Raw genomic sequence first — 17,937 nt, 5'->3', positions numbered from 1 at the left:
GTCCCTAGCTGAAGTCGGCAATGGATTTGGGGGTGGCCGCGCCGGGATAGGGCTTGCCGCGATACTGCACCACGTCCAGGGCATGGGTGGCTGGCAGGCCGGGGTAGCCAATCATTTTCCAGAACACCATGCCCACATTGCCGCCATAGAGCGGGTCGGCAAAGCAGGCTTCGCAAAACAGCGGATACACCAGGGAGTTGAACCATGCAGCCAGGTCAAGCTGCTCGCCCTTTACCTGGCCTGCTGCCAGCTGCTGCAGGAAGGCATCGCCCTGCTGAGGTGTCAGGACATCAAACAACTTGCCATAAAGCCGCTGGGCTGCACGATCAGCCTCTGCTACACCCGCCTTGAAATACTGTTCCGGCGTCAAGGGCAGCTGCGGGCCGCACTCGGCAGCACCTTGCAAAAATGGCCCTTGCACATAGCGGCGTGCACCCTGGCCGAAACTGCCGGCCAACTGACGGTCGATGTAAATGGCCAGCCCGCAGTCCACACCGTTTGGCGTATGGCTGTCGGCCGGACACATGATGTTGAGCATGGTTTCGACAAAAGCCGCTTCGTCCGGGCCAAAGCTTGCATAGCCATAGACGGTATTGATCACCGGGCCTGTTGCCATAGCGGCGGCTTCCGGCGCTTGCAGCAGCAGGGCCGCTGCCGTGCCACCAGCAAGGGCCTGGCCCAATGGCAAGCTGCCCGATGCCGCCGCCAACTGTTTGAGAAAATGCCGGCGGCTACTGCCGGCCAAATCGGGAGAGGGGGAATCGACAGAGTGGGTCATCACAAACTCCTGCAGCGGTCTAAAGCAAAGGGGCCACCGATCAGGTCGGCGTCCGACCCGGCGTGGCTGGATGGAGAATGGTTCTCATCAACGGGCAAAAACAAGGGGCTGAAGGAGGGCTGTGCGGGAAAAGGAAATTTCGCTATCCCAAGGGAAAAAATGACGCAAAACAAATAATTCTTCGGCAGACAACGCCGGAAAACAGGCGGGGACAAGCACTGTGGCAGGGGCAAGGATGCAAAACAGCAACTTCGGCTGGTGGCCGACACCCCGTCAAACTGGGGCCGGTGGGCGATATCCGCACTACCTTGCAACAATTGCTGCCGCGCCTATCTGAGCGGCATGATGACAACTTCCTGCAGGCGTGCCAGACACTGCCGCGCAAATCGCTACGCTGGCGGGCCGCACGGGAAAAACCCGGCCACAACGGGCTGATTCATCCGCAATACCGGATGCGGCTGATTTGTGAAGGTGAAGTAGTACGAACTGGCCATGCCGCCCACCGTCACCACGGAACACCTGCTGCACACCGCCCGGTATTCGGCCAAGGCCATCTTGTCCGGCCATGGCAGCGAGGTATTGCAACTGACTGAACGCAATTTCCTGCATCGCTATGCCCTGGCCCGGCCAGCCTGGCCATCTGTAGGCAACAAAAAACCGCCACCCAAAGGTGACGGTTTTTCTCAAGCTGGCAGCGACAGCAAATCAGCCGCTGTTACGCAAACCAGCCGAGGTGCCATTGATGGTGAGGTGAATGGCGTACAGCGCCTCGGCATCATCCGGGTTGGCACGCAGACGCTGCAGCAGGTCGGCCTGCAGCAGATTGAGCGCATCCAGATACGGCAGGCGGGTTTCCAGGCTGCGATGCAGGGTGGGGTTCTGCTCCAGCAGGCTGGTCTGGCCGCTGATGGCAAAGAAGGCATCGTGCGTCTTCTGCCATTCCGCTTCAATCTGGCCAAACAGCTTGTCGGCCAGCGCACGGTCTTCCACCAGTGCGGCAAAGCGGCGCGCAATGCCCAGGTCGGCCTTGGCCAGTACCTGTTCCATATTGGACAGAATCACCTGGAAGAACGGCGAAGTGCGGTACAGCCCTTGCAGGCGGGCCAGGCCTTCGTCGCCATGGTGAGCAATAAAGCCCGCCACAGCAGAACCAAAACCGAACCAGCCCGGCAGCATCACCCGCGATTGCGACCAGGAGAACACCCAGGGAATGGCACGCAAATCCTTGATGGATGCCAGACTCTTGCGCGAAGCCGGGCGGCTGCCGATGTTGAGCTTGGCAATGGCGTTGATCGGCGTGGCTTCCAGGAAGTACTGCATAAAGCCTTCGGTTTCCACCAGTTGGCGATAGGCCTTGAAGGCGGCTTCGGACAGTGCGTCGAACACCGCGCCATCTGCCTCGCAGCTGGGGTGGGTGGTGAGACTGGCTTCCAGCGTGGCAGCCACCAGCGCTTCCAGATTGCGGGTGCCGATGTCGGGGTCGGAATACTTGGAGGCAATCACCTCGCCCTGCTCGGTAATGCGGATACGCCCGGCCACGCTGCCCGCCGGCTGCGCCATGATGGCTTCAAACGACGGGCCGCCGCCGCGACCCACCGAACCGCCACGGCCATGGAACAGACGCAGCTTGACCCCGGCCTTGTCAAAGCTCTGCACCAGCCGCTGTTCGGCCTTGTACAGCTCCCACTGGCTGGTGAGATAACCGCCGTCCTTGTTGCTGTCGGAGTAACCCAACATCACTTCCTGCAGCATGCCACGGCTCTTCAGCAGCAACTGGTACCACGGCAGGGCAAACAGCGTGTCCATGATGTCGGTGGCGGCCACCAGGTCGGCAATGGTTTCGAACAGCGGCACCACATTGATGGTGGACACCGGCAGGCCGTTTTCCAGCCGGATCAGGCCGGTTTCTTTCAGGATCAGCGCCAGCGCCAGGATGTCGCTGACCGAGGCGCAGTTGGAAATGATGCTCTGGCTGATGGCCTCGGTACCGAACTGCTGCTGGATCAGCGCGGCTTCGCGGAAGATGGCCAGCTCTTTTTCGGTATCGGCGCTGTACTGCTGATACGGTGAGTACAGCAGGCGCGGGGTGGCCAGTTCGCGCAGCAAGACGCGAATGCGCGCGGCCTCGTCCAGCGCCGGGTAATGTTCCAGTCCGGCACTGGAAAACAGCTCGCTCACCACGGCTTCGTGCATGCCGGCAAACTGGCGCAGGTCCACCGGCATCAGGAAGAAGCCAAACACTTCCACCGCGCGGCGCAGGCGTGCCAGACGGCCATCGGCCAGCAAGTCGCTGCCATGGGCAATCAGCGAGTCCGCCACGGTGGCCAGGTCGGCCTGGAAGGCGGCGGTATCGCGGTACGCCTCTGCGGCGGGCCAGCGGCCACGCACCGCCAGGCCCAACTCGGCGGCCTTGCCCAGCAAACGGGCCTCAATGGTGGCCAGTGCACGGCGATAGGGTTCCTGCTCGCGGCTTTCCTTGTTGTCCGGGGTCTGGTCGGACAGGGCTTGCAAAGCCGGGCTGACCGTCACATGGCGCTCGGACAGCGACAGCTCGCGGTACAGCGACGCCAGCTCGGACAAATAGTGCTCAAATGCCTGGGTGGCCTGCAGGGTAAAGGCATGGCGCAACACGGTGGCGTTGACGTTGGGGTTGCCGTCACGGTCGCCACCAATCCAGCTGCCCACGCGAATGAAGGGCGGCAGTACCGGGCTTTGTCCCCAGGCGGACTCCACTTCCTTGCCCAGCCGGTCGTAAAGCCGTGGCAGGGCGGAGAAGAAGGTCATCGGGTGGTAAGCCACGCCGTTCTTGATTTCGTCTTCCACCGACAGCTTGAAATGGCGGATTTCCGAGGTCTGCCACATGGACAGAATCACCCGCTTGAGCTTGCCATCCAGTTCGGTTTCTTCTTCCGGCGTGATATCGGGCGAGCCAAGCTGGCTGAGGAATTTGCGCACCGCGCGGTGGCCGTCCAGCACGCTCTGGCGCTGCACTTCGGTGGGGTGGGCGGTGAGGATGGCGCCGACATAGGCGTCCTGCAGCGTGTCAGACAGCTGGGCAAAGCTGACGCCCTCCTCTTTCAGCCGTGCCAGCGCCCGGTTCAGGCTGCCTTGCTGCGGGCGGGAACCGGCAATCTGGTGCGCGCGACGACGACGGGTGTGGTGCAAGTCTTCCGCAATATTGAACAACTGCGCATACAGGCCACAGGCGCGTACCAGCGCGGTGGTGGCCTTGGGCGACAAGGTATCCGGCAGCGGCAAAGCCCGCTGCTCCGGGGTGCGGGCGGCAATGGCCTTTACCTCTTGATATACCTGCGGCCCTTCCTGGGCATGCAACACTTCGCCCAAGAGGCGGTCCAGCCGCGCCAGGTCGGCACGTAGGGGAAGATCCTTGTCCAGTTCCGTCATGTCCTGTTTCCTTTGTAGAATCGTCTGGCCGACTTATCCGCTTGCGGTGGGTGAAGTACCGGAATCGCACAGACGACCTGTTTTTGATGGAAATGCAACCCGTTCAAGGCAGGCAAGTGCCTGGCTTCAACAAACTGCCGAGCAACCATCATAGGCAGCATTGCAGCTGTAGTGTGTTCATTACCGAATTTTCCTGATTTTTTTCGCACATTTTGTGCACAACAGCAACGCGGGTTCACCCTTGCCTGCTTCGGCCCCCGACAAATGGTTTTTCCTTGATCCCATTCCAGGCATAGCCATGACTGCATGCTAGAATCGGGCGAAAATTCATCGTCAGGACCGCAATTCATGGACAAGATCGTCATTGCCAGCCGCGAAAGTCGCCTGGCCATGTGGCAGGCCGAACACATTCAGGCCCGTCTGCAAGCACTGTACCCGCACCTCACCGTCGAAATTCTGGGCATGACCACCCAGGGCGACCAGATTCTGGACAAGACCCTGTCCAAGATCGGCGGCAAGGGCCTGTTCGTGAAAGAGCTGGAAGTGGCCCTGGCCGAAGGCCGCGCCGACCTCGCCGTGCACTCCATCAAGGACGTGCCCATGGTGCTGCCGGAAGGCTTTGCCCTGGCCGCCATCTGCGAACGCGAAGACCCGCGCGATGCCTTTGTTTCCAACAACTATGCCAGCCTGGCCGAGCTACCGGCAGGTAGCGTGGTGGGCACCTCCAGCCTGCGCCGCGAATCACAACTGCGCGCCCGCTACCCGCAACTGGTGATCAAACCGCTGCGCGGCAATGTGCAAACCCGCCTGCGCAAGCTGGACGAAGGCGAGTACGACGCCATCATTCTGGCTGCCGCCGGCCTGAAGCGCTTGGAACTACACGACCGGATTCGCGCAGAACTCGCCCCGTCCGAAAGCCTGCCAGCCGCCGGGCAAGGTGCGCTGGGCATTGAAATCCGCGCCGACCGCGCCGACATGCTGGCCCTGCTGCAACCCTTGAATCACCCGGACACCCACGCCTGTGTCAGCGCCGAACGCGCATTGGCACGTGAATTGGGCGGCAGCTGCCAGGTACCGCTGGGTGCCTTTGCCACCCTGACTGACGACGTTCTCACCCTGGGCGGTTTCGTTGCCCATCCGGATGGCTCCATCATGTTGACTGCCACCGCCAATGCACCGCGCCAGTATGCCGACTCGCTGGGCCGTGCCGTAGCTAAGCGCCTGCTGGATGACGGTGCCAAGCCGCTGATCGACGCCGTACTGAAAGACCAGCCATGACACAGTCTGGCCGCCGCATTCTGGTGGCCAGACCGGCCGCGCAAAGCGGCCGCTTGCTGACTCTGCTGGCCGATGCCGGCTGGCAGGGGCAGCCCTTTCCGGTGATGGACATCCAGCCGCAAGCTGATGCGCTGGCACGCTTACCACAGCAGGCTGCCCGCGCCGACTGGCTGTTTTTTGTCAGCCCCAGCGCCATCGACATCGCCTGGCCGTACCTGCAAGCAGCGCCCCTCACCGCCCGCCTGGCCTGCGTCGGCCAGTCCAGCGCCCGCCGTCTGGCCAGCCTGAGCGGACAGGCGGTTCTGTTTCCCACCAGCGGCAGCGACAGTGAAGCCCTGCTGGCCCAGCCCGAGCTGGCGGATGTCACTAGTCAGCACTGGCTGATCGTGCGGGGCCTGGGCGGCCGCGCCTTGCTGGCCGACACCCTGCGCGCGCGCGGAGCCGATGTGACACTGGCCGAGGTCTACCAGCGCGTGGATGGCGCGCCGGATTGGACTTTGCTGGACAACACCCCTCCAGACGCCATGGTGATCACTTCCAGCGAAATGGTGGAGCAATTGTTCAGACTGGCTGGCCCGGCAAGGGCCGTGACGTTACAATGCCTTTTGTATTGCGTACCGCACCCGCGCATTGCCGAACGATTGCAGGCACTGGGCGCGACACGCATCGTGACAACCCGGGCCGATGACGAAGCGCTCGTCGCCGGCCTCAGAGAATGGTTCTGCCGTCACCCATGAGCGAAACCCAGACTGTCGACACTCCCCGTCCCGCCCGCAAAAAACAGCTGAACCTGGCCCTGCTGGTGGCACTGGCCGCCCTTGGCCTGTCAGGCTATCAGCTGTACAGCACCCAGCAGGAGCTGGCTGCCGCACGCCAGGAACTGGCGGGCCGCATGGCCGAAGGCAATGGTGCCTCCAAGGAATTGCGCGGCCTGACCGAGCAGGCTCTCAGCGCCGCCCGCGCCACCGATGCCAAGCTGGCGGTGCTGGAAACCCGCGTCAATGAATCCGCCGGTCAGTACAACACCCTGAACGGCATGTACCAGGAGCTGACCAAAAACCGCTCCGACTGGCTGCTATCCGAGGTGGAACATACCCTGGCCATTGCCAGCCAGCAGCTGCAACTGGCCGGCAATGTCACGGCGGCCATCTCTGCCTTGCAAATGGTAGACGCCCGCCTGTCCAAGTTTGACCAGCCGCAGCTGATTGCCGTGAAAAAGGCAGTGGCCACCGATCTGGAAAAACTCAAGGCCCTGCCGGTTCTGGACAGCGTCGGCCTGACCGTCAAGCTGGACCGGCTGATGCTGTCCAGCAGCGGCATGCCACTGGCGGTGGATGCCCATCACCTGCAAGACAAGCAAACCACCAAGCGCGTGGCGGACACCGCCCCCTTCTGGGAGCGTCTGGTGGCCGACATCAGCCAGAGCCTGGGCGAGCTGGTACACATCCGCCGCATGGACAAACCGGAAGCCTTGCTGCTGTCGCCGGAACAATCCTTCTTCCTGCGTGAAAACCTGAAAATGCGCCTGCTGGATGCACGCCTGGCGCTATTGCAACGCGACGGCAACACCTTCAATGCCGATATCAGCGCCGCTCAGGACTACGTGCAGCGCTATTTCGATAGTGCAGCCCCGGCTACCCGCCAGTGGCTGGCCACCTTGCAGGAACTCAAGGCCGCCCCGCTGTCCGTCACCCTGCCCGACCTCAACGCCAGCCTGAAGGCGGTTCGTGACGCTCAGGGCAACAAGGGAGACTAAGCGGTGAAATTCGTCATCTGGATTACCGGCCTGTTTGCCCTGGCCGTGCTGGTGGGGCTGGCCTCCACCCTGAATACCGGCTACGCCATCCTGTTCCTGCCGCCGTGGCGCATGGAAGTGTCGTTCAACCTGCTGCTGCTGGGCATTGTGGTGCTCATCGTGCTGGCTTATGCCGTGATGCGCGTCATCAGCATCACCGCCGGGCTGCCTGCCGAGGTGAAGCGTTTCCAGCGTCAGAAAAAGCTGAAAGCCGCCCGCCACGCCCTGCGTGAAGCTGGCATTGCCTTTTTTGAAGGCCGCTTCCAGAAAGCCGAACGCGAAGCACTCAAGGCCATGGCGGACGAGTATGCGGCAGAAAACCGTGCGCTGGCCCTGCTGCTGGCCGCCCGCTCCGCCGGTGCTACCGGCGATCTGGACAAGCGCGACCAATATCTGCAACAGCTGGATGCCCTGCCAGAACGCCTGCAACTGGCGCGCCACATGCTGGATGCCGAGCTGAAGCTGGAAGCCAAGGATGCGCTGGGCGCCCTGGCCGCCATCGAGCGTGCCCGTGCCCTATCGCCCAACCTCACCAATGCCCTGCGCCTGGAACTGAAAGTCCGCCTGCTGCAACGCCAGCCCGATGCTGTACTGGCACTGACGGAAAAGCTGCTCAAGGCCGAAGCACTGGAGCCTTCACAAGCGCGTCGTTATCGTCTGGCCGCTTACAGCCAGCAGCTGACCGGCTTTGTCGGCAGCCGCGAAGTACGCGACTGGCTGCGCCGTGTTCCTGATGCAGAACGCCGCAATCCGGTGCTGGTGAGCGAAATTGTCAGCCGTCTGATTGCACTGGAAGACTTCGACTATGCCGCCACCCTGCTGGCAGAAGCACTGGCAGATGAAGATCAGGCCACGCCGGAGCTGGCACGCGAACTGGGCCAGCTGGCCGAGCGCCTGTCGCCGGAAAAACGCCTGGAGCTGATGCGCAGTGCCGAAGGCTGGCTGAAAACCCGCCCGCGCGACTACATGCTGCTGCTGGCCCTGGGCCGTCTGGCCATGAACCAGCAACTGTGGGGCAAGGCGCAAAGCTATCTGGAAGCCAGTAACTCCATCGAGCCCACACTGTGCGCCAATGCCGAGCTGGCCCGGCTGTTTGAAGCCACCGGCAAGGAAGAACAGGCCGCGCAGCATTACCACCGCAGCCTGGAACTGGCGCTGGCCAAGGGTGATTGAACGCCATTGCCACCCACAAAGAAAGCCCGCAGATGCGGGCTTTTTTCATGGGCCGTGTTCACGCTTACAGCCGCGAACGGGTGATGGTTTCACTGAACACCACGCGCTCCAGAATGGTACGCACCGCCGAGGCATCCGCCGGAGGGTTTGGCACCGTTTCATAACGCAGCTTCAGGTAGTAGGCGGTATCGGGCTGCGGCTTGAAGCCTTCGATTTCGCCATAGAACAGCTGCCAGGGCTGGTTTTCACTGCTGCGCACTTGCAGGCATTGCATCTGCCCCGCGCCGGCACTGCAGTTCTTGCGCACGGCACTTACATACAGATACTGCGGCCGCTGTGCCGGAGCAGTGGCAGCGGCGCTCTGGCCTGCGGCCTTGTCCAGTTTGCGCACAAAGCGGTATTCGTTGCCTGCCTTATCCGTCAGTGCCAGTTGCTGTGCCTTGCCATCAGCCTGGATGCGGAACGGTTGCGACAGAAAACCGATATAGGCCTGCTCGGTTTGCATCATGGCCGGGGGGCACATCATGCGCGTGGTGGCAATCACCAGCTTGCCTTCGGCATTGCTGTGGCCGGTAAAGCGGTTGCAGCCGGCAAAGCCGCTGATGCCCTTGGCCTGAAACGACAGCGTGGGCAGCGGTTCAGCCACCTTGGGTGACGCCAACTGCCAGTCGGTGCCGATCAGATTGGGCTGGGCCAACACGGGGGCAGACAGCAGGGCAACAATGATGGCGGTGGTTTTCCAGTGCATTAGCATCTCCAAAATTAAACAATACTAATATTTAAGAGGCCAGAACCGGCCCTGAGTTCAACCCTGCGGCTGTTGTCAACTATGCATAAGGTAAGCTATAGCCGCTGACCTGCTGGCACAACACCATGAAAAAACCCTGCCACCAGGGCAGGGTTTGCTTGCTCAACAAGTGCGCTTGCAGGCTTAGTGCACCACGCCCTTCACCAGGTCTTCCACCACTTTCTTGGCATCGCCAAACACCATCATGGTCTTGTCCATGTAGAACAGCTCGTTGTCGAGGCCGGCATAGCCCACGCTCATGGAACGCTTCACCACAATCACGGTGCGCGCCTTGTGCGCTTCCAGAATCGGCATGCCGTAGATGGGGCTGGCCTTGTCCTTCTGCGCCGCCGGGTTCACCACGTCATTGGCGCCAATCACCAGCACCACGTCGGTATTGTTGAAGTCGGAGTTGATCTCCTCCATCTCCAGTACCTGCTCGTACGGCACTTCGGCTTCGGCCAGCAGCACGTTCATGTGGCCCGGCATGCGGCCAGCCACCGGGTGGATGGCGTAGCGCACGGTGACGCCCTTCTCATGCAGTAACTCGGCAAACTCCTGCAAGGCATGCTGGGCGCGCGATACCGCCAGGCCATAACCCGGCACGATCACCACGCTGTCAGCATTGCTCATCAGGAAGGCTGCATCTTCCGCCGAACCGGACTTGTAGTTTTTCGGACCACTGTCACCCGCAGAACCACCAGCAGCCGCCTCGGCACCAAAGCCACCCAGCAGCACGGACACGATGGAACGGTTCATCGCCTTACACATGATGTAAGACAGAATGGCACCGGACGAACCCACGCAAGCACCGGCAATAATCAGCACCGGGTTGTTCAGCGTAAAGCCGATACCCGCCGCCGCCCAGCCGGAGTAGGAGTTGAGCATGGACACCACCACCGGCATGTCGGCACCGCCAATCGGGATGATCAGCGTTACGCCCAGCACCAGCGCAATGGCCACCATCGCCAGGAAGGCGGCATGGCTATCCGTCACGAAGTAGGCCACGCCAAAACCCACCATGGCCAGCGCCAGCACCAGGTTCAGCAGGTGCTGACCACTGAAGTTGACAGCCTTGGAGCCAAAGCGGCCGGAAAGCTTGCCATAGGCAATCACCGAGGCGGTAAAGGTGATGGCACCGATAAACGCGCCAATGAACAGCTCCACCTTTTGCACCGGGGTGTGTTCCACACCGCTATGGAAGATGGCAGCCACGGCAATCAGCACCGCAGACAAGCCCACCAGCGAGTGCATGGCGGCCACCAGTTCCGGCATGCCGGTCATTTCAACCGTCTTGGCCTTCCAGCCGCCAATCACGGCACCGGCCACGATGGCAGCGGCAATCAGCCCCAGCACCGGCTTGTCCATGATCATGAAGGTGGTGCCCACGGCAATAACCATGCCGATGATGCCAAACTTGTTGCCGCGCAGCGCTGTCACCGGGCTGGACAGCCCCTTGAGCGCCAGGATGAACAGCACGGCCGCCACCAGATAAAGTACTGCAGAAATATTAGCCATGGTTCTTCCTTACTTTTTCTTCTTCTTGAACATGTCCAGCATGCGCTGGGTGACCATGAAGCCGCCGAAGATGTTGATACTGGCCAGGAAGATGCCGATGGTACCCAGCACCGAGGTGAGGGTGATTTCGGAACCGTTGATATCCACCACCTGCAACATGGCGCCGACGATGATGATGCCGGAAATGGCATTGGTCACCGCCATCAGCGGGGTATGCAGCGCCGGGGTGACGTTCCACACCACGTGGTAGCCGACAAACACGGCCAGCACGAAAACGGTAAGGCTGGCGATAAAGGGATCGACCATCTTTGTTCTCCTTAGTTGGCCGCCGGGAAACGCACCTGGCCGTCGTGGGTCACCAGGGTGGCCGCCAGCAGGTCGTCTTCCAGATTGAGGGTGAAACCTTCCTTGCTCAACATCAGCGACAGGAAAGTCAGCAGGTTCTTGGCATACAGGCTGGAGGCATCCGCCGCCAGTTCGCCCGGCAGGTTGAACTGGCCCACCACGGTGACGTGGTTGTCGGTCACCACCACTTCACCCGGCTGGGTGCGTTCACAGTTGCCACCGGCTTCGGCGGCGATGTCGATGATGACCGAACCCGGCTTCATGGCGGCCACGATGTCAGCGCTGATCAGCGTCGGCGCCTTCTTGCCCGGAATCAGCGCGGTAGTGATGATGATGTCGGCGGCGCGCGCGTGCTTGCTCACCAGTTCGGCCTGACGACGTTTGTAGTCGTCCGACATTTCCTTGGCGTACACACCGTCGCTGGCGGCCTTTTCTTCAGCCGTCATCGGCACTTCGATAAACTTGCCGCCCAGCGATTCCACCTGCTCCTTGGTAGACGGACGCACGTCGGTGGCTTCCACCACCGCCCCCAGCCGCTTGGCAGTGGCAATGGCCTGCAAACCAGCCACACCAACGCCCATGATCAGCACCTTGGCCGGTTTCACCGTGCCAGCAGCCGTCATCAGCATGGGCATGAAGCGCGGGTAGTAATGGGTAGCCAGCAGCACCGCCTTGTAACCGGCAATGTTGTTTTGGCTGGACAGCACGTCCATGCTCTGCGCGCGCGTGGTACGCGGCAGCAGCTCCATGGCAAAGGCCGAAACCTTCTTGGCCGCAAGCTGCGGGAAAGTGCTGTTCTGATAGGGGGCCAGCTGGCCGATCAGCACCGCGCCGGTTTTGAGTTCGGCAATACCCGCCTCGTCCAGCGGACGCACGGTCAGCACGATATCGGCCTGGGCCAGCGCCTGAGCACGGTCGGGGGCAATGCTGGCCCCGACATCAACGTAAGCCGCATCGGGAGCGGCGGCAAACTGCCCGGCTCCCTGCTCGACCACCACGGTGTGACCCATGGCAACCAGCTTTTTCACCGTTTCCGGTGTTGCGGCCACGCGTTTTTCACCAGCCAGCTTTTCAGCCGGAATAGCGATCTGCATGGTGTGAATCTCCTGCAAAGTGAAATGACAAAAACAAAAAGTAAAGATAGTGAACGCCCGTGCGAGGCAATTTCGAACGAGCGTTTGAATTCTATTAAAAACACGATTATTGATTTTGCGCAATACTTTTACACAATTGCGACATTTGCCTACCATATACCGTCTGACAATCAGGTCAAGACGGCAGGGTCTCCGGGCAGGATCACTGCTCAACCAGAGCCGGTACGCGCAGGGCGTCGGCATCACCATCTCCCGCCCTGCACCATCCGCCAGCCAGATGGCAGACAGACAAAAGTACAGGCAAGAGCAGCGCCGAGCATGGGAAAGCACCTCGTGCGATGACACTAACGGTTCGCCCGCCAGCTTGTAAAGCAGGGTTAACCATTAACACCAAGGTGCTGTAAACAAAAATGAATTATCTGTGCCAGCCAGGGAAGATAACTGGTGGAAGCCCGCTTATCGTGCAGCGCACCATTACGCAAAGCAGCTTGTCAGTTGCCGCCAGAACGGCCTCTGCAGGCGACATGGGCGGATTTGAGGATCCACACAGCGCACCCTGCATAAGAGTTTTATGAATTTCAATGCAGATAAAATGGCGGCCGCGCTGACCGTGATTGCGCCTGCGGCATCCCGGTCAGCGGGAAATACGAGATGCAAAACTGCCGCATAAAAGCGACAGCTAGCGTATTTAAGCGTAATACACCACGACACCCAGCAGTAGCAGTAGTGCATCCAATAGCAACAACCGCAGGGGTGAACACTTGCGCTGCAACAGCCGCCCCAGTCCGACCAGGCCAGCCAGCTGCAACAAGACAAAGCTCCACAGCAAAAGGGGCGGCAGCGTATCGCTCTGCCACAGAAAGGCTGCTGCAGCGACTGTCTGCAAGACAAACTGCACCAGCGCCACCAGCATGGCACCACGTGTCAGCGGCGGGTCATAACGCTGCCTTGCTGCTTGCAGATCAAACGCCGGACTGTGGTCCACCACGCCGGCAGGCAGCCAGCCCGGTGCCTTGAACCATACTTTCAGCTTGTCTTGCCAGCGTGGTGCACGCCGTGCCAGCTGCCACAGCGGTGCATAACCGGAGGCCACGGCCCACAGTGGGTTCCAGCTATTAAGCGGTGTGCGGGTGCCGTACACCGGCGCTTCCTCTTCTTCGATGAAAGTGCCAAACAGCCGGTCCCAGATAATCAGCATGCCGCCGTAGTTCTTGTCCAGATACTGGTCGTTTACTGCGTGATGCACCCGGTGGTTGGACGGCGAAGAAAACACCTTGTCGAACCAGCCCAGCTTGCCGATATGCTCGGTATGAATCCAGAACTGATACAGCAGCACGATCAGCCCGGCCAGCGCAAATTGCGCCGGTGGCACCCCGGCCAGCGCCATGGGCAGGTAAAACGGCCAGCCCAGAAACGCCACCGTGCTTTCCTGGCGCAAGGCGGTGGACAGATTGAAATGCTGGCTCTGGTGATGCACGGCATGCGCCGCCCAGAACACCGCACTTTCATGTCCCACGCGGTGCAGCCAGTAATCACAGAAGTCGAACATCACGATGGCCAGCAGCCAGCCCCAGGGCGTGGCCCACAGCGCGGCATGGGGAAACAACGCCAGATGTCGCCATGCCAGCGCATACAGTCCAATCTGAAACAGCATGCTGACGCTGGCCACCAACTGGCTGAGCAGGCCTTGGCTCAGGCTGGCCAGTGCATCGCTCAGGCGATAGGTATTGCGGCCAATAGCCAGGCCATAGCCAATTTCCACCAGCATTAGCAGCAGAAATACCGGGAAGGCATATACAGTGATTTGTTCCATCAATACGGGTACAAAACAGAAAACCGTACGCTAACGCAAAGTCCGGTACTCGATTGTTGGAGTTTTGTGCGAACACTGCGGCAAAAAGCATCAAGCCCCGCGTGGCGGGGCTTGTTTGGTGTTGATTGCGCAGGTAACGGGCGGCGGCTTCGATGCAGAATGTAGAGAAACACCCTGCAATCCTTATAAATAAAGGCTTTACTGTTTCAATAAATCTTATTGTGTACCTATCCGTGTACCTACCACCACTCCCACCCCCTAGTTACGCATCATTTTAGTCAAGTACATAGACTTAAATCAGAGTTCCAACCGAAGCACAAACGGAAAACTAATACAGATTAATTAGATGCTCGGATGGCAACTTCCGACCCATTGCAGCCATTAACTTTTTGAGTTAGGCACCGCTCGGTTCCCAGTTTTGTTGGTATGGGTCTATGCCGTGTAAAAGAAGCCTGCGTTGCAAGGCAATGATGCACTGATATTCACCGGGCGTACCGCTATTTAGCATCGCGTATTCTTTCGCCGAAATCTCGTCCTCGCGCCAAGCTATCTGGTGTGCTCCAGCATCATAGCGTATGAAGTAACGAGCATCTCTTTCAACTACTTCAATTCCTTTCTGCTGCAAATTTCCGAAGATGCGAGTTTCCATAATGCCTACGTAGATCTAATTGCCGCTGGAATGCAATTTTAGAGTATCAGTTTGAGCGAACTGTTCGGTGGCAGGTTATGAGTACGCACTAATTGAAATAATCGAAAAACGTTGCACGCGCTTCATTTTCAGAGATTACGTGAGCTTCTCGTTCTCTAAACTCCCACCAAGAGCCGCAAACCGAACAGTGATGTAACTGTGCGCGCGCCTCAGTTGATGTAGTTACATAGGCGGGCGGCATTAGCTCCACTTCTTGCCGTGCCGCCGCCTCGGGGGAGTACATGCCTGACAAAACTCCTTCTCTGCATCGCTCGCACCCTTGCTTGTTCCACATTTTCACGAAAGCTCTCTAACTTGTTTATATGAACTTGGTCAGGTCCCGTTTATACGCTGCGCCCGTTCAATCTCATTGGCTAATTCCCATGCTTTGCTACTAAGCACGGTGAACCTTTCATTCAACTCAACGTACCCAGGCTTCCGTTTAAAGACACCATCTTTGTAACTTTGACCAAGAATGACATCGTTCAATGAACCCATGCCGCCATATGCAGACAACAGATACTCGATACCCGAATAATCTGAGTTGAGGAGACGCGCTTTTGCTTTTCGTATCCAGCCACCCCAGTGGATATTTCCGTCGTTTTCGAGTACGTAGGCGAGTTCATCCAATACGCTGATTAGCTCTTGAGTCATTGGGCCCATTTTTTAAATACCTAATAGTTATACGGACATAACGCTGATACGGCACATCTACCAGTTAACGACAGCTTTGTAGGAGCATTTTAACTGACCGCTTCTGGCCGTAAGCGGCCAAAGTCTACCCTGTGATAGCTTACGAGCCAAAGGGGTCGACCATGACTTGTGAAAGCCAACCTTCAACGTCGAAGCTCAGCAACCAGCAGATAGCAAATTTGACCGTTTGTTCGCAGGAACAAGCAGTTATGCAATATAACCGCCTAGGCAGTTAGCCTACTTTTCTCTTCAACACAAAGCCTTTTAGCATTTCTATAAAGATACCAAGCAATCGCAGAGCCAAGCGCAAGCTGGAAAGCGTATTTAAAATTAAACCCACCAATCAAGCCAATGAGGAACATCAGCGCAAGCACTGCCACGCTTGCCGACAGAACGATAATGATGGGTTTAATTGATGTTGCCAGCAATTTATCTAGCTTTAATCCTATATACAAATAGCCCGCCGCCAATGAAAACTGAACCAGGCAGAATGCCAAAATAATTACGTTGAAGTTAGAAGATTTTGCCATGCCAAGTCCTTGTAAAGCAGTAACGCCACCAACAAAAACAAAATAAGCCCGCAGGGACTTAACACTCTCACGCATAGTCATCATTGCTCGCCTTAATATTCAACAGGATTGTTGTCACTAGCAACTTCTAATGAAAGAAATAACTAAACTGTTTTAGCGGGGTCGGTCAACTGAAAGACCGTGTGAATCAGCGCGCATGCGGATGACCATAACCTTTTTTTCCGAGATTGCTTTGGGCCAATACCGCAAGAGGGCTGTTCCTGGCTGACTTCGGCCAGTTATCATTGTGTCTCAACTGCAATGCAGCGCTATTAGGTTTTTTTGATATCTGACGGACAATATTAACCCGAAGCAGAAAAACGTCTTCTGAAAAGCAGGTATTCGAGCGCATCCAACAACGCTCATCACTGTTTTTTCTGCTCCTCAGCATCTTTCTTCTGAAGCTTGATTAACTGGGCAGTCAAGTCAGCCACACCAAGCTCTTGAACTGTTTCCTGTAAATCGGTAGCGACTTTCACTTTCGATTTCGCGTCTGCTGACTGGCTTTTGCAATTTGTGAGCCAAATATCTTTTGCTCTGCCCAAATCCTGAATTGCACCTGCTTTTTCCAGGATTTCGCGGGTCTTTTTATATGGTGTGAGCGGATTAAATGCGTAATAAGGCTGAGTTACAAACATTGGGATAAATTTGAAAGGATTGTCGAATATTGACGGATTACATGTCCACGCGCTTTGCCTCATAGACATATTGGCAGCGATCCACGGTGTCAGACCCATTTCGTCGGCATCGTTGATATGGGCTTTAACAAGATCAGATGTGAGCAGTGCGGCTACTACATTAGGGTAACCCATGTAGGCAGCAGCCATCAGAGGGGAATGATTGCCTGCTTCCTTTGAAAGAAGTCCATCGGTTTTACCGCTTGCAATGTAATGGCGGATTTCATCGGCAGCCTTTACCTCAGCATCGATCATATCCGCAGCATTCGCGGTCGTTTCTCCCAAAACGTAGATGCGATCAGCTAGTGAATTCAGTACAGCTGTGGGGGGGCGGTGTAGATCTGCTGAATTAGCGGTGCACACAAAAAACATGGAAGTCAGCAGAACTAGAATATGTGCAGGTTTGATTTTGATAAGGTCATCCATAAGTTCACCTAGAAACAGCTGCAGTATGTATTCATATGAAACCAATACGCTTTGTATAGATTCTGGCTATTGAAAATCGATGCCTTGGGCATCTCTCCAGGAAACATTAGAGCGAATGACTTCTATTGGGATGGTACGGAGACGGGCAGCTTCTGGCCGATAGCAGCCGACCGTCAATGTCTCAAAACGACCCGAAGCAGACGTTTGGATTACGAGTGAAATACAGTATTAATTGCAATCCCGCCAGCTATTTTGAGGTTGTGAAGTTATACTTCACATCAACGCCGTCTAAACTTTTAACAAAAACGTCGACAATAAACTCCCCTTTTGAGTACATAACTTTCGTGCCTTTTTTGCAGCTAGGTGCAGGCACGATTTCTATTTGCCTTTGAAGGGTACATTTAACATCAATATTATTATATTTTCTGCAATTGAAGTCATTACTTTTTAAGTATTCAACAATATCGCCCTGTGAATTTTTTTCTATGTCATTTTTCATATTTTCTGGAATGTTTCGAATAATAATCCCATTAATATTTTGTTTAGCATTTAGATTTCGCCGTATAAATTCACTATTCATCCCAACAAAACTTTCACCGCATTTCTTTTTTACGATCCCTATCTCTTGCATGAAATCATTGAAATTGTATTCATAATAAAAAACTATGGCAGCGGTAGATAAAACAAACATTACCACCCACTTTCCCATACCTTCCTCCATTGTAAATAAAACATCCATTTGACATTTAATTTGCTATTTATCTTGAAGTGACCAGCTTCACCGATTTACTAAGGCTGAGTCCGGAATGCTTTGCAAATCAGTAGTTACGTCTTCGCCTGTCGAAAGACAGCTTCTGGCCGTAAGCGGCCAGATTCGCCACTCTGACAGATTACGACC

Annotated in this window: 18 protein-coding genes; 6 read left to right on the top strand and 12 right to left on the bottom strand. The window is 57.3% G+C overall.

What is annotated here, in order from left to right; translation table 11 throughout:
• Positions 1–4: 4 nt before the first annotated feature.
• The gene (locus ACODR9_RS05050) at positions 5–778 is read right to left on the bottom strand and encodes a gluconate 2-dehydrogenase subunit 3 family protein (protein ID WP_488807960.1); all 774 of its coding nucleotides are present in this window, start codon (positions 776–778) and stop codon (positions 5–7) included.
• Between the two features lie 77 nt (positions 779–855).
• On the opposite strand from ACODR9_RS05050, the gene ACODR9_RS05045 reads away from it, so the two are divergent.
• On the top strand, positions 856–1,371 hold the full coding sequence (locus tag ACODR9_RS05045; RefSeq protein WP_488807959.1) for a hypothetical protein: 516 nt from the start codon (positions 856–858) through the stop codon (positions 1,369–1,371).
• A 112-nt stretch (positions 1,372–1,483) separates the two neighbouring features.
• Here ACODR9_RS05045 and ppc read toward each other — a convergent pair whose 3' ends face one another.
• Positions 1,484–4,183: a phosphoenolpyruvate carboxylase gene (gene ppc, locus ACODR9_RS05040; protein ID WP_488807958.1), complete on the bottom strand. Its 2,700-nt coding sequence runs from the start codon at positions 4,181–4,183 to the stop codon at positions 1,484–1,486.
• Positions 4,184–4,531: 348 nt separating this feature from the next.
• On the opposite strand from ppc, the gene hemC reads away from it, so the two are divergent.
• Genes hemC through ACODR9_RS05020 form a run of 4 tightly spaced genes read left to right on the top strand, consistent with a single transcriptional unit; the run spans position 4,532 to position 8,429 of the window.
• Positions 4,532–5,461 carry a hydroxymethylbilane synthase gene (gene hemC, locus ACODR9_RS05035; protein ID WP_488807957.1) on the top strand — a complete coding sequence of 310 codons (930 nt, stop codon included), beginning with the start codon at positions 4,532–4,534 and terminating at the stop codon, positions 5,459–5,461.
• Complete coding sequence (locus ACODR9_RS05030) at positions 5,458–6,198, top strand: uroporphyrinogen-III synthase (RefSeq protein WP_488807955.1); 741 nt, start codon at positions 5,458–5,460, stop codon at positions 6,196–6,198. Before hemC ends, ACODR9_RS05030 begins: the two co-directional genes overlap by 4 nt.
• Positions 6,195–7,217 (top strand): uroporphyrinogen-III C-methyltransferase, encoded by a 1,023-nt coding sequence (locus ACODR9_RS05025; RefSeq protein WP_488807954.1) that lies wholly within the window; start codon positions 6,195–6,197, stop codon positions 7,215–7,217. The genes ACODR9_RS05030 and ACODR9_RS05025 overlap by 4 nt, the downstream gene beginning before the upstream one ends.
• Positions 7,218–7,220: 3 nt before the next feature.
• Complete coding sequence (locus ACODR9_RS05020; RefSeq protein ID WP_488807953.1) at positions 7,221–8,429, top strand: heme biosynthesis HemY N-terminal domain-containing protein; 1,209 nt, start codon at positions 7,221–7,223, stop codon at positions 8,427–8,429.
• 64 nt (positions 8,430–8,493) lie between these two features.
• Here ACODR9_RS05020 and ACODR9_RS05015 read toward each other — a convergent pair whose 3' ends face one another.
• The 4 genes from ACODR9_RS05015 to ACODR9_RS05000 form a co-directional block, all read right to left on the bottom strand.
• Positions 8,494–9,177: a DUF4377 domain-containing protein gene (locus tag ACODR9_RS05015; RefSeq protein WP_488807952.1), complete on the bottom strand. Its 684-nt coding sequence runs from the start codon at positions 9,175–9,177 to the stop codon at positions 8,494–8,496.
• A gap of 183 nt (positions 9,178–9,360) precedes the next feature.
• Entirely contained in the window at positions 9,361–10,734 is a 1,374-nt protein-coding gene (locus ACODR9_RS05010) for an NAD(P)(+) transhydrogenase (Re/Si-specific) subunit beta (protein WP_488807951.1), read from the bottom strand.
• Between the two features lie 9 nt (positions 10,735–10,743).
• The gene (locus tag ACODR9_RS05005; RefSeq protein WP_045848133.1) at positions 10,744–11,040 is read right to left on the bottom strand and encodes a proton-translocating transhydrogenase family protein; all 297 of its coding nucleotides are present in this window, start codon (positions 11,038–11,040) and stop codon (positions 10,744–10,746) included.
• 11 nt (positions 11,041–11,051) lie between these two features.
• Positions 11,052–12,173: a Re/Si-specific NAD(P)(+) transhydrogenase subunit alpha gene (locus ACODR9_RS05000; RefSeq protein WP_488807950.1), complete on the bottom strand. Its 1,122-nt coding sequence runs from the start codon at positions 12,171–12,173 to the stop codon at positions 11,052–11,054.
• A gap of 24 nt (positions 12,174–12,197) precedes the next feature.
• Between ACODR9_RS05000 and ACODR9_RS04995 the strand changes: the two genes are divergently transcribed.
• A complete protein-coding gene (locus tag ACODR9_RS04995) occupies positions 12,198–12,515 on the top strand; it encodes a hypothetical protein (RefSeq protein WP_488807949.1) in 318 nt (105 codons plus the stop codon).
• A gap of 346 nt (positions 12,516–12,861) precedes the next feature.
• On the opposite strand, the gene ACODR9_RS04990 is transcribed toward ACODR9_RS04995, so the two are convergent.
• The 6 genes from ACODR9_RS04990 to ACODR9_RS04965 form a co-directional block, all read right to left on the bottom strand.
• Positions 12,862–13,986: a sterol desaturase family protein gene (locus ACODR9_RS04990; protein WP_488807947.1), complete on the bottom strand. Its 1,125-nt coding sequence runs from the start codon at positions 13,984–13,986 to the stop codon at positions 12,862–12,864.
• A 394-nt stretch (positions 13,987–14,380) separates the two neighbouring features.
• The gene (locus tag ACODR9_RS04985; protein ID WP_488807946.1) at positions 14,381–14,635 is read right to left on the bottom strand and encodes a hypothetical protein; all 255 of its coding nucleotides are present in this window, start codon (positions 14,633–14,635) and stop codon (positions 14,381–14,383) included.
• A 372-nt stretch (positions 14,636–15,007) separates the two neighbouring features.
• The gene (locus ACODR9_RS04980) at positions 15,008–15,328 is read right to left on the bottom strand and encodes a DUF6966 domain-containing protein (protein ID WP_488807945.1); all 321 of its coding nucleotides are present in this window, start codon (positions 15,326–15,328) and stop codon (positions 15,008–15,010) included.
• Positions 15,329–15,591: 263 nt separating this feature from the next.
• Positions 15,592–15,978, bottom strand: a complete 387-nt coding sequence (locus tag ACODR9_RS04975) for a hypothetical protein (protein WP_488807944.1) — start codon at positions 15,976–15,978, stop codon at positions 15,592–15,594.
• A 323-nt stretch (positions 15,979–16,301) separates the two neighbouring features.
• Positions 16,302–17,039 (bottom strand): hypothetical protein, encoded by a 738-nt coding sequence (locus ACODR9_RS04970; protein WP_488807943.1) that lies wholly within the window; start codon positions 17,037–17,039, stop codon positions 16,302–16,304.
• Positions 17,040–17,286: 247 nt separating this feature from the next.
• A complete protein-coding gene (locus ACODR9_RS04965; RefSeq protein ID WP_488807941.1) occupies positions 17,287–17,778 on the bottom strand; it encodes a hypothetical protein in 492 nt (163 codons plus the stop codon).
• Positions 17,779–17,937 lie beyond the last annotated feature (159 nt).

This window comes from Aquitalea sp. FG25, from assembly GCF_057809375.1.
Note: the sequence above shows the minus strand (reverse complement) of the source record. Positions and strands in the feature narration are given on the sequence as shown.